This is a genomic window from Paenibacillus hubeiensis (assembly GCF_032334105.1).
Classification (GTDB): Bacteria; Bacillota; Bacilli; order Paenibacillales; family Paenibacillaceae; genus Paenibacillus; species Paenibacillus hubeiensis.
This window is the reverse complement of record NZ_JAVYAE020000018.1, coordinates 19,238-32,578: the sequence shown is the minus strand read 5'-3', so window position 1 is coordinate 32,578 and position 13,341 is coordinate 19,238. Positions and strand designations below refer to the sequence as shown.

General features: G+C 36.3%; 9 protein-coding genes and 1 pseudogene. 9 read left to right on the top strand and 1 reads right to left on the bottom strand.

Going from position 1 to position 13,341, the window contains the following annotated elements; translation table 11 throughout:
- Positions 1-8 precede the first annotated feature (8 nt).
- From RSX24_RS28435 to RSX24_RS28420, 4 genes and pseudogenes are all read left to right on the top strand, one after another.
- Positions 9-191 (top strand): hypothetical protein, encoded by a 183-nt coding sequence (locus tag RSX24_RS28435; protein WP_343262463.1) that lies wholly within the window; start codon positions 9-11, stop codon positions 189-191.
- 136 nt (positions 192-327) lie between these two features.
- Positions 328-1,548, top strand: coding sequence for a TraB/GumN family protein (locus RSX24_RS28430; protein ID WP_343262462.1), 1,221 nt, complete (start codon positions 328-330; stop codon positions 1,546-1,548).
- Positions 1,549-1,810: 262 nt separating this feature from the next.
- On the top strand, positions 1,811-2,899 hold the full coding sequence (locus tag RSX24_RS28425) for a hypothetical protein (protein WP_343262461.1): 1,089 nt from the start codon (positions 1,811-1,813) through the stop codon (positions 2,897-2,899).
- 408 nt (positions 2,900-3,307) lie between these two features.
- Positions 3,308-3,698: pseudogene (locus RSX24_RS28420) on the top strand (phosphotransferase-like protein).
- Between the two features lie 233 nt (positions 3,699-3,931).
- On the opposite strand, the gene RSX24_RS28415 reads toward RSX24_RS28420, so the two are convergent.
- Entirely contained in the window at positions 3,932-4,579 is a 648-nt protein-coding gene (locus tag RSX24_RS28415; RefSeq protein WP_343262460.1) for a 7-cyano-7-deazaguanine synthase, read from the bottom strand.
- Positions 4,580-4,785: 206 nt separating this feature from the next.
- Between RSX24_RS28415 and RSX24_RS28410 the strand changes: the two genes are divergently transcribed.
- The 5 genes from RSX24_RS28410 to RSX24_RS28390 all read left to right on the top strand — a co-directional run bounded on the left by RSX24_RS28410 (position 4,786) and on the right by RSX24_RS28390 (position 13,251).
- Positions 4,786-5,442 carry a 7-cyano-7-deazaguanine synthase gene (locus RSX24_RS28410; RefSeq protein ID WP_343262459.1) on the top strand — a complete coding sequence of 219 codons (657 nt, stop codon included), beginning with the start codon at positions 4,786-4,788 and terminating at the stop codon, positions 5,440-5,442.
- Between the two features lie 406 nt (positions 5,443-5,848).
- The gene (locus tag RSX24_RS28405) at positions 5,849-6,994 is read left to right on the top strand and encodes a hypothetical protein (protein WP_343262458.1); all 1,146 of its coding nucleotides are present in this window, start codon (positions 5,849-5,851) and stop codon (positions 6,992-6,994) included.
- A 68-nt stretch (positions 6,995-7,062) separates the two neighbouring features.
- The gene (locus RSX24_RS28400) at positions 7,063-10,320 is read left to right on the top strand and encodes a DEAD/DEAH box helicase (protein ID WP_343262457.1); all 3,258 of its coding nucleotides are present in this window, start codon (positions 7,063-7,065) and stop codon (positions 10,318-10,320) included.
- 109 nt (positions 10,321-10,429) lie between these two features.
- Positions 10,430-12,235 (top strand): AAA family ATPase, encoded by a 1,806-nt coding sequence (locus RSX24_RS28395; protein ID WP_343262456.1) that lies wholly within the window; start codon positions 10,430-10,432, stop codon positions 12,233-12,235.
- 2 nt (positions 12,236-12,237) lie between these two features.
- Positions 12,238-13,251 carry a hypothetical protein gene (locus RSX24_RS28390; protein ID WP_343262455.1) on the top strand — a complete coding sequence of 338 codons (1,014 nt, stop codon included), beginning with the start codon at positions 12,238-12,240 and terminating at the stop codon, positions 13,249-13,251.
- Positions 13,252-13,341: the final 90 nt, after the last annotated feature.

The following is a 13,341-nucleotide window of genomic DNA, read 5'->3' as shown; positions in this document are numbered from 1 at the left end:
CGCTGAATGTGATTAAAAACATGAGTTCAAAATCACTTATGATGTTAAGCGCGGCTGCAATTATTCTTTTGCTAGGATCGTTCGCAAGTGCTGAAGGATCTTCGACAAAGGATGCCGTGCAAGGTGCGCTGATGGGGGCCGTAGCTGTTATTGCTGTTGCTTGGCTGTGGGTTGCTGGAAGTAAGAAGTAAAATCGCAAAACGGGAAGAGGGGCCATGCTAGGAAAAAGGTGGAACCCTCCCCAGTCTATTATCGTAATATTGATGGAGTTACTTCTTTGGGCTAATAGATTTAATCTACTATATATTTTAAAGGAGAGTACATAATATGAAAAACTGGAAACGCATGCTCTTGTCCCTGACGATCTCGGTCGGTTTGCTCGCATCTGCAGTGCCGGCGATGGCCGCGCCGCAGCAGACCTCGGTAAAAGTGAATGACGAAACGGTTGAGTACACTGTTGGTGCACCGGTTAACGATAAAGGAACAACGCTTGTGCCGCTGCGCTCTACATTGGACGCCATGGACGTGAAGCTGACGACAGCAACGGATGATACGATTACAGCCGTGGTTAACGGCAAGACGATTACGCTGAAAAGCAAGCTTACGCGCATCAATGGCGTAACGTATGCGCCGATCCGCATCGTTGGAGACGCTGCAGGTTACGAAGTTAACTGGGATGCGAAGACGCGTACGGTATTGTTGGTTTCCAAAGGCGGGGCAACAGAAACCGTTCAGACCGGCGGACGCGGCTTTATGTGGGAAGTCGAAAGCAACGGCAACACCGTATACCTGGTAGGCTCGATGCATATTGCGGATGATAGCTTCTATCCGTTGCGTAAAGAATTTGAAGAGGCATTTGCCGAGGCGGATTATCTTGGAGTAGAGATCGATATCAGCAAAGCGGCGGATGAAGCTCAACAGAAACTGGTGCTCGATCTGGGATCGTACCAGGATGGCACAACGCTGAAGGACCACATCTCCAGCGAGACGTATGCTCAACTGGGAGAGATTTTGAAGAAAAACGGAATGGAGTCTAATGCGCTGGATACATTCAAGCCGTGGGTTGTGGAGAGCACGCTGGCAAGCCTGAAATCCATGAAAGCCGGTTATGAAGCTTCCGCTGGAGTAGACCTGTATTTCATTCAGAAAGCGATCGAGCGCAAACTTCCGGTCATCGAACTGGAGTCGTATGAATCCCAACTGGGCATGTTCAATAGCTTCTCGAAAGAGCTGCAAGAAAAAACGCTGAAAGCAACATTGGACAATTTCGACGTGCTGGATGACAGCGTGGATCAAATGGCTGAAATGTGGAAGACGGGCAACGACGAGCAGCTGCTGGAGCTGACGAACAGCTTCTCCGATGACGAGGAATACAACAAAGCGATGCTGATCGACCGTAACATTGGCATGGCCGACAAGATCGACGGATACCTGAAAAACGGCAAAGGCGAAGAGTATTTCATTGTAGTCGGCGCGGCGCACTACCTGGGCGATCACGGGATTGTGAAGTTGTTGGAGGATAAAGGATATACAGTGAAAAGAAAATAAAAGAATCAAAACTCCTTTATGGGAGTGGTTATTATCAATTATCTCCTCATGATAGACAGTGATAAAAGAGATCGTGTTACAATGAACTCAAGCACTGGATATCAGAGGGGATTTTTGTATGCCTGCGAAGAAAGGAGTAGTCGTCCGTCTGTGAATGAAGGCTTGATGTACAGCTGGATTATGGAGAAGTGTGGATCTAAGAGTGAGAGCCGGATCATCATCTGTGTTCAATTTCAGAACCATTTCAAAGTGAGGGAGTTCAATGAATAAGTCGAAACTGGGGGATAAGTTTTTAATAAAGAGTGGAATTTTGTTATGTATGCTCGTACTGTACTTTCCATTGTGTATAGGGATATCAATGTTACTGTTCCAAGTCATTAACAAGGTAGTCCCGGGTGCCTTTTATAGGTATGCTACTGAGAATAAATATAGTGAGGACGTCTTTTTCTCAATTGAAATTGATGCTAAAACAGGGATAAGTGATACTATCACAGAGACTTTTAAGATTATAAAAAAGGAACTACCAGATAACCCTCAAGCAATATTTCATGAGCTTTTAAAAGATGAGGCTTTATTTCTTTCACAGCTCGAAGAAAACAAGGCGTATATGGATTATTTAGTCGACAGTAGCTTAACCGTAGAAGAATTAACAGCATATATGAAGTCGATATCTAATTTAAGCAATGAGATATTGAATGGTAGTTTTTATTTTTCAGCAGTAATAATATTTTTAATCTTGTACATCTTTTTACGATTTAGAATAGAATTATATTGGCTAGCAGGCACATTGTATGGTTTTTCAATCTTAGATGGTTTTACATCGGGCATCTTTTCAAGTGTTTTTTATAACCCTATGCGCTTGGCGAGTAAGATGATGGGTCAGGAATATACATTAGATCAATATAATATGTACATAGGGTTTTTGCCCAAAATTAAGGAAGCGTTTTTAACTTTTATTATTTTCGATACTATAGGACAGATTTATAGAGAGAAATGGGAAAAGAGAAGATCGGAGAAGCTCACAGAGATTTATTATTCGCTAGGTGTTGTTTTAAATATGATGAGAGGTTTGAAAACAGCAAACAGTAACTTTCCCTTTATAAAGATAAGTAAAGTGAACGTTGATTTACATTACCTATGCAAATATGCATCAAAAAACAGAAAGGATCTTGCCTTGAAAGAAGTGAGAGAGCTTACATTAATGTTTTTAAGTAGAATTGAATCTAGTTCTCTATTAGTAGAAGATGTCATCATATTTTTAGAAAGATTACAAACAGAGTTGAATGGGTCTGACAACTTTCGAAGTAACTTGATGTACCTGGGAAGTTTTAAAGAGTACGGAATTAACTAATTATTGATATAATCCAAATAATTTTATGCAATCAAGAAATTAATGTAACTATAGCTGCAATTGAAGATGGTAAGAAGGTTCACTTTATTGAAGATGACATAATGTATACCAATTGTTTAGTTATAGCCGACAACCTTGATCAACTTTTCGGAAATGCAAAAGTAATCCCGCCGAAGAATATCCAAATTAAAAACGAATGAACGTATTTACAGTTTATTCGTTTTTAATTTGTCTCTGCGGCAACAAAGACAGGAAAGGTTTATAAAGACTCATTATTCCGAATTAAGCTAACGGGCAGGATAATTCAATCGTTTCTCTAATATTCTCCGATTATATAATTTTACTAAAATTGTAAATATAATGTTATCTGAAAGATACTCAATGATTATTTTTCGAAGGGATGATTGATTGAAGCAAGGGATATTAATTTTTCTAAATGGAACTTCAAGTTCCGGAAAGACCTCCATATCGACTGAAATGATAAATCAGAAAGTAATTCTTTTTTATCATTTATCAATTGATGATTTTTTTAATAAATACAATGAGTTTATTAACAATAAATCTCCAGATGAACCTCCAAGAGAAATAGATCATCAAGTTGTCTCACAAATACTTGATGATTCCATAGCAGCTTCACAATTTAGCAAACCTATATTGCTTTGATGAATATGACCTCGAAGTAAATACGCAAGAGATGAATCCAACAGAATGTGCCGAAAAGATATTAAGTTTTATTAAGTCCAATAAGAAATACACGGAATTTAAGAAATTACGTAAAAGAAATGTTAGTGTTTCCTAGATGGCATATCAAACAATAACACCATATTCAAGTATTGGGGCTATCACCTCTCGGGCTGCTGAGGGGTCTCGGGATTAAGCTAATGGGAAACGATAGTTCATGAAATAACAAGAAAGCAACCGGTCAATGTGCTCGGTTGCCTTCTAACTAACAAATAATAATTAACGTTTGAAGTCGGGGACAACCCAGACTTGCTCCACATCCTATTGAGTTGGAGCAAAACATGAGAAAATTTAAGAGTAATATATAGTTGGGTCTTCAATGCCTTCGGCCGAAAATGCTGCTTTCCTTGCCAAGCATCCAGCACATTCTCCACAATGAAATGCCCTTCCATCCCAACATCCCCATGTTGTTTCCATTGGTACCCCTAGATCAACAGCCATTCGTACAATGTCCCTTTTGCTGTACTGAATTAATGGCATAATGATTTTGAATTCCTTATCTCGACCAACACTTACGGCTTGCGCAAATAACTCTTGTACCTGATCTAGATTGGAATACCTAGATTCATATTCATCAAGCTCTTCCTTTAGATATCCTATAGCCATGGTATCGAATCCAGTAATATCAGCATATACACCACAAACTGATGTTACCGCTAAGAATGGCCGACTCGTCTCGCAGCATGTCTGATCATAATTTTCATAATCAGGATGTAAGTATCCCTTAAAGCTATTTACTAATCCAGGAATTTCAATAACTTGTATCGGAATATTTAAATTAATCGAAAGTGTATTAACAGCTCTCCTATCCTTGATATTATTGGGCTGCCCAGAATTCACATGAACTCCAAAAACATCCCAACCTTCAGCTTTCATTTTATAAGCCATTACAGCAGAATCAATTCCCCCTGAGATCATCAACATTGCACGTTTTCTCATTTCCTAGAACCTCCAGTTTAGATTTTATTCATTATAAATTCATTATGGGATAAATATGGTAATAATATTCGAGTTATATCTTTTTTTAATTTGACCAGGTAGTGATATCTCATTCCATAACATACAGCACAATTAATACCTTGATATATGTATTTTTTGTTTTATTTGGATAAAATAGAAAATAAAAACTCGCAAGGAGAACAAGTATGAAAGAAAAAGTAATCGTTTTGCTTTCGGGAGGACCGGATTCCTCATCGCTAACATATTGGTTAAATGCTCAGGGCTATGCTCCTATAGGGATTTATATGAATCAGGGAAAACCATATAGTTTTAATGAAGTTCAATCCGTTAATAAAATTGCAGAAGATTTAAATATGTTGGTAGAAACTATTGATATATCCTCAATGATTTCTTTGTTTAATGGAAAGGTTCCAACCTGCGGCGCTAACCCTGGTGGGTATATTCGATTTGGCACTTCTATTGTACTTTCAATAGCTGTTGCATATGCTCTTGAGCATAATGTTAATAAATGTTTTATTGCGATTCATGCGGACGATAAAATTTTAGGGCCCGAATTTACTAGAGAATTCTTTAAATCCATGGAGGAAAGTATTGAAATAGCACAAAAAAATAGTCAAGAGAGTAATGTCTTTCAACTACACACACCTTTCTTAGAAAAAAGCAAGTCAGATGTACTTATCATAGGTAGAGATCTGGAGGTGCCTTTTCAAGAAACCTGGAGTTGTATAGAGTCAACAAATGATAAACACTGCGGTGAGTGTAAATCATGTCTTGCCCGTCAAAAAGCTTTTAATCAAGCAGGAATACCGGATCCAACAATATACCAAAATGAAAATGTATAAAATTATCCGTTGCTGTAAAATCCCCTTAACTCCTAAAACAAAAGTGTTGGGACTAGGATGAGAGTTAAGACTGTATAGTTGTCGAGGGACAAGAACATATTCCCTTTGAAGTCGCTATTTTAGCGGCTTTTTTATTTTATCGGTAAAAGTTCTTGTCCAGAGCCAAGGACAAGAACTTTTACCGATTGCCGAAATGGACAAGAACATGTTCCTATTTATGATTAGATAAATACCTAATTGGAAGTGGTGGTCTTTTTTTGAGTGACTAACACGCTAAAGGCTGGATTATGAATTGCTTTTAGGATTCTATACAAGTATTCAGAAAAGTTAACAAATGAGGTCGTTCTCATCTGATTGAATTAAAAACATTTTTTTAAATTCATTTGTTTTTTTTGGAGATAACAATATGATGGGTATAACAAAGGGGGCGCTGCAGATGAGAGGATTATACTATCATCCAAAGAGAGTGACTGATAAAGATTCAAACCTTATGTTGGATAGTAACACATACCACGCTGTATCGCTATTTTTAGAATTAATCGAGGATCTTGTTCCTGAAATATGTGATGAGTTAAAGGGCTCATATAGTAATTATGAACAGGCATACCGCTGGTTTAAAACGAATCAAAAATCATTTAATGTGGAGCAACTCCCGTGGCCCAGCGAATGGAAGTATGTAAAACATGCTTCTAAGAATCAATTTAAGGAGTATCTGGATCTTAAAGATTCAATTTTATCTTGGGTTGATAAATTTAACCTGCAATCTTACTCTGATTTTTATGCTGGTGTAGGTTTAACTGCATTATCTTTTTATTATGATGATTGTCAACCACACAGTCGAAAAAAGAAGTGGAGGGAATTGAAAGCAATAGCAAAGCAATATAACGTGGCTGTTGAACAACTGAAACAGGTTAAGAGTTATAGATTAACATGGCCTAATGAAGAAAAATTGTCTCTCTCGGAAAGTGTCTTCTTTGAGGAGGAGGACGATACTGTTGAATTAAGTCGTGCTATTGGGCTAGAGGAAACAAATTATAATTTGTTCTTCGAACAAATATATCCGTTTGCGCTTGCTCCAGGGACTATTAGTGGTGTTTTAAATCAAAATGTAAGCCTTGGCGAATTGGAATGGATGAGCTTTCATTATGAAGGTCTAGTTATTCCATTGATTTTACAAAATGATAAAGAGGAGTTTCATCGACTATATGAAAGTAGAGATTTGATTTACACAGGTCTGGCTTGGGATCCAAGGGAAAAAACTTGGAAAGAATTCGAGACAGTAATAGATAATCTATATAAACAGTATAAAAAACTATATAGAGACCGTACTGAAACCTTTTTACAGGAGCAAGGATATATAAAACAAAGAGAAAAAAGAGTGATGGTTCATTTTAAGTGGCTGGTACACTATCAAATTCAAGGTTGGAGTTTAGCGAAGATAGCTGAGCACTATAACAATAATTCCAAAAGAATTTACAATGAGGATACGATCTATCATGGTATTACAAATGCAGCAGAACTAGCCTTATTAAGATTGAGAAGGAAAAAATAATAGGATTATTGATAGTTGTGAAATCAAAAGTGGCTTCATCACATAACTTATAATAGGGGAGACAATCCATGCTAACTACTGAAATTTTGACTCTGCCTGAGATCCAAAGACCCTTGAAAAAGTATTCAGTAGGTTATTCCGTTAACATGATAAGACAAGCTGAAGAGACAGTCATTGTTAGTCAGACTGAAGTGCAATATTTTAATAAACGAAAGGATATGCTCTACATATTAGAAAACGGCGAAAGGATAGTTGTCACATCAAAAAAAATAAAGAATATCCCCAATGATTTAGGTGTAGACGGAGTATTATTAGATAGTGATGGAGAATTAAAGTGGATATGGCATAGAAGGCTAGATTCTGTTTTAAACAATGATGATATAAAACAGGCGTGGGTCCATCAATTTCAGTTCAAACAAGAGATATCTGGAGTGGGAGGAGAATTAATTGCTCGGGGATTAAGACCACCCCAAATAGGGGCTCTTCATTCCATCGGTGCTCATTGGAGCATTTCAAAGCAAGCTGCAACGATAGTTATGCCAACAGGTACTGGGAAGACAGAAACGATGCTCGCAACAATGATTAATTACCCTATAGAAGGAAGTCTGCTTGTCGTCGTACCTTCCAAAGCTTTAAGAGATCAAATATCAAAAAAGTTTTTAAAATTAGGTTTGTTACGTCTACTTGGTAATATTTCTTATGATATCCCTAACCCGATAGTTGGAGTACTAAATAAAAGACCAGTGCAAGAAGAAGATCTGGAGATCTTCAATGATTGCAATGTAGTAATTGCCACTATAAATACAGTAGCCCAGGGGACTGCTTCATCACTTCTTAATTTGATTGCCAACAAGTGTGGGTGTCTTATATTAGACGAGGCTCATCACGTAGCCGCAGAGAGTTGGAACTTAATTAAGGATGCTTTTCAAGACAAAAAAGTCATTCAATTCACCGCTACACCATTTAGGAGGGATGGGAAAACAGTAGATGGAAAGATTATATACTCGTATCCATTAGTAAAAGCTCAAATGGACGGTTACTTTAAACCTATTAAATTCCAACCAGTATTTGAACTAAGGAATGAACATACAGATAAAACCATTGCAGATAAGGCGATTAGTATATTAAATAGCGATCTAGAACAAGGGCTTGACCACATATTAATGGCTCGATGTTCCAGCGTAGATAGGGCTAATGAAGTGTTTACTATCTATAGAAACATAGCAAATCATCATAAGCCAATAATTCTGCACAGTAAGTCTGTCGGTAAAAAAGAATTACTAGATAAAGTAATTAGCCGAGAATCTAGAATTGTCATATGTGTAGATATGTTAGGGGAAGGTTTTGATTTACCGCAATTGAAGATAGCAGCTGTTCATGATACGCACAAGAGTTTATCAGTACTATTACAGTTCATTGGCCGTTTTACCAGAACATCTGGAGATAGATTAGGTGACGCTACTGTAATCGCTAATATCGCAAACCCTGCTACCTTGGGTTCTCTTGAAAGGTTGTATAGTGAAGATGCAGATTGGAATTTTCTACTCAGAGAATATACATCTGAAGCTATGAAAGAGCATGCCAAAATGGTGGAATTTTTACAGAACTCTGAACAACTATTCTCTTCAAGGAATGATAAAGAAAGTAAGTCTCTCTCTCCAAAAATGTTATTTCCTAAATACAGTGCGGCTGTGTATAGATGTGAACAGTTTGTTCCAAGAGAGTTTTATCAAGCATTGAATGATAACCAAACAGTACGTGGTGCATGGATAAATGAGACAGAAAACTCTTTGTATTTTGTGACTGAAAGTCAGATAAAAGTAAATTGGAGTAGAGTCAAGACTACCTATGATCAAAAATGGGATTTATATATTGTATACTACAATCCAGAGTTGAAACTACTTTTCATTCATTCCAGTGAGAAAAGTAGTTTACATCAAGAATTAGCAGATGCAATTTCTAATTATTCAGCTACTCTTCAAATGGGGGATGCCGTTTTTAGAACTTTAGTTGGGATTTCTAGATTGGTTTTTCAGAATGTTGGCCTGAAGAAGCCTGGGCGGCGAAATCTCCGTTATGCTATGTATACAGGGGCTGATGTTGCTCAAGCACTAAGCCCTTCACAAAAGTCTAGTTCTACAAAATCTAATGTTTATGGAAGTGGTTTTGAGGAAGGGATGCCCGTAAGTATTGGATGTTCTTATAAGGGGAGGATTTGGTCAAAGGACCAAGGTCCAATTTTTAGGTTTATCAAGTGGTGCGATAATATCGGTAAGAAAATCATAAATACTAGTATTAACACTGAAGAAATAATTGATAATGTTATCATTCCACAGGACATTAATTGTGTTCCCGACAAAGGAATACTTAATATCGATTGGCCTGTGGAACTCTTACAAAGAAATGAAGATTCAATTTCTCTATTAACTGCAATCAGTGAAGTTTCATTCGCGAACTATAGCATTGAATATGTTGAGACACAAAAAGAGCGAAATCAAATCTTATTTAAAGTAGTTTACGATTCTTTTTGTGCTGTATATTCTCTATCATTGTATGAAGGGGGATATCGAGTAGAAAGAGTTTCTGGTTCAGAATTGGAAATTAAGGTTGGGAAAATAAGATTAAGATTAGAAGAGTGGTTCCGAGACTATCCACCTAGTTTACTATTTGTAGATGGATCAGAGTTAGACGGGAATTTACTTATTGAGCCAAAAAAGAATGAAGAGTTAGCATTCCCACTAATACTTTTGGATTCATGGAATTGGGATGGGATAGATATTACTAAAGAGTCACAGTGGAAAGATGGCATAGTTAGAACGAATTCTATTCAACATAGAGTGATTCAAGAGTTTTTTAATAAAGGTTATGAGGTTGTTTTTGATGATGATGACTCAGGTGAAGCTGCAGATGTTATTTGTATCTTAGAAGAAACCGATAAAATAAAGGTAGCGCTTATTCACTGTAAGTTTTCTGGAGGAAGCAGTGCTGGACAAAGAGTAAAGGATGTTATGGAAGTTTGTGGACAAGCTTCGCGCTCAGTAAAGTGGGCATGGAGATTTGTAGACTTGTGTAAACACATGCAGACAAGAAACAATCCACGCAATCGGCGCGGAAGAGCCACGAGATTCTTTAATGGAAATCTAAACAATATCATGCATTATTCCAAACTTAGCCGGTTTAAACCCGTGGAGTTTGAAGTCTATATTGTACAGCCTGGTCTTTCTAAGGAGAAGATGACGGATGAACAGATAAACATATTAGCATCAGCATACGGGTACATTCTAGAAATTACAGGGATAGAGCTTAAAGTAATATGTAGTCAATAGTAGTTAAGACGATACTTCAATGAAAATAAGCCCTTTTTCTGAAAGGGCTCTGTTTCATTCGGATTTCTTTATTGCGCCGCATTACATTAAAATGGAGTAAGACGAATACTTGAAAGGAAGTAATTTAGTGCAACTATTATATTTATGGACAGAAAATTTCAATGACATGTTCCGCTCAGAAGAATTTAATTTCGGTGGTCCTTTTCGTATGCATTATGAATCAGAAAAACTAGTTATTAAAAATTCACCATTCTTTATCGATGGTTTTTTTTCTGCACCGCAGAGAGCGGATACAATAACTTCAGATATTAATAATATCACAGCTATTATTGGTGAAAATGGTACAGGGAAGTCTAGCCTCATTGAACACCTTATGCTGATTTTGGATAATAAGACGGAGATTACTAGGTTAAATTCAGGACTGATTATGGTTTTTTATACTCTTAAAAAAAGTAAAAGGGCATCTCTTCAAATTTATCACTCATTTGAAAAGGATCCTATCGTGGAATGCTCTAGACCAATAAATATTGAGTTCAAACAATTGAAATTAGGGGGAATCCCTAGTATCCCCAAGATATATTTTTCGAATATCTTTGATTCAAAAGTTATGCCCGAATCATACGCAACTATAAATGTGTCCACTAATAAACTATTGAAAAATTGTTTCGATAATGAGCAAGATGATACACCTAGTATCGATGATTATCATTTCTATGAGACAGAGCAGCAAATTCGCTTTATTAATAATAAGAGTATTCCTAGAAACATAATTCAATTTAAATTACCTAAAAAAATTACAATAATCCTTAATCCTATTAACTTCCCTTTAATAGAATTTGGGGAAAACAATGTCTTTGCGGAATTCATTTCTGGGTTGATCAAGTTGGTTGATGAAAAAAAAGATAAAAAATCATCCTTTATAAGGAGAATTTTAGAACATTTATTAGTCGAAAATAGATTATATAAACATAACGCTATGAACCATTTACCTATAGTTGAAGAGGTCGTTCAGTCTATTCCCATATCTGCCGAGGTTGATGTTTTAAGTTCATTAAAAACGCTCCAAAACATTCTGAAAGTTAGGGTCCAACAAAACAGTTCATTTTTAAAGGTTTTGCAGGGGAGTATTCGTCTATTAGACTACATTATGAAGTTGGAAGTAGATCATCCTAAGCAAAACAATACTCTTAGTAGTATTGAAGTTCCAGTAGAAAGTGAATTGCTTTCGAATATACTCGTTTCTTATTATGATTCAGTTAGGTTCGATCATTATTTGAAATTTAAATGGAGGAGCTTGAGTTCTGGTGAATTAGCCTTGCTAAGTTTATTTTCGAGATTGTATAGCACAAGGGAGTTTATCAATCAACAAAGGAATAATGATGTAATTTTATTTATTGATGAGGGAGAGATATACTTCCATCCTCAATGGCAAAAGCAATTAATTAGTTATTTGGTAGATATTGTACCTAGCTTTTATAGAAATAAAAATATTCAAATTATAATGACATCAAATTCACCGTTTATAGCATCAGATTTACCTAAAACAAATGTGATTTTCTTGAAAAAAATAGATGATCGAAGTATTAGTTTAAGTGAATTAGAAGATCAGCACCAAACTTTTGCTGCCAATATAAACACGCTTTTGTCACATTCCTTTTTCATGCAAGATGGGTTAATGGGTAAATTCGCCAAAGATAGGATCAATCAAGTCATTGATATATTAGTCAATAAAAGTGCATCGGAGATTATTCTTCGGAGAAATGAAATTGAAGCATTAATCTCAATCATTGGAGAACCCTTGATCAGAAATAAAATGACCCAGTTACTTCAGGAAAAACTAATTGTAAATGGAATGTCTCTTGAGGAACGAGTAGCTTCGTTGGAATCCCAAATAAAAGAGCTAAGAGGAAAGTAATTATGATAAGAATTAGGAATCCCCAATTAGAAGAGTGGGCTAGTTCCCTACATGACGATTTTTTTGTCAAAAAAGGGTATAAAGATATTCTGGGGAAATACATGAAAGAAGACCGCTGGGATGCAACGCAAAAAGAATTGTTAAACTACCTATACTTAAAGAGTAGAGAAGTAGTTTCAGGTCGCCCTTCACAACTAGCAGAAACCATTAAATATATAAGCAGAAACTTTCCTAAAGAGCATCTTCAAATGAAAGAAAAAACGAAAGAATCCCAATTTAAAAATGCGTTAAAGCGTGTATTTAACTATGATAACTTTATCAAACAATACGACATGACGGAATGGGGAGCATATACTCTAACTACAAGGTTAAAGGTATCAGTATGCCCGTATTGCAATCGCCAGTTTACTACAACATATCAATCGAGTGATGGAAGAACACGTCCTCAATTAGACCATTTTTTTGATAAGGCTACTTACCCATACTTAGCTATTTCGTTTTTCAATTTAATTCCCTCTTGTTATGTTTGTAATGCTAACTTAAAAGGAACGAGGGCATTTACTTTAGATTCGCATCTTCATCCGTACGAGGATGGATTTGACCAATACAGAACATTTACTATTAAATTTGATGAGGGAACTGATATTGACTATGTGGGTATCTTTGAAGGGAACGTAAAAGGGTTTTCAATAGGATTTAGAGACAATCCTATAATTGATAAGGGAGATCCAATTTGGAGGAAAATTGAGAATAATTGTAATACGTTTAAATTAGCCGAGCTTTACAATGATCATAAGGATTATGCAGCAGATTTATTAATTAAATCGAAAATTTATAATGATGAGCAGATAAAAAACTTGCTTATCTCATTTCCTGATTTGTTTCAAAATGAATCAGAGGTAACAAGATTAGTACTTGGAATAGTGCCAGGTTCTGAATTAGAGTCAAGTGATCGAGTTCTTGCAAAATTCACTCAGGATATATTAATGGAATTGAGGATGCTATCTAAGTATTGAGCGGATCATGTATTAATAGTTTTTTACTTAATGATGAGAGTGCGTGGACGGGGGAGAGTTAAATGATATTTGAAATCACAGATGACATGA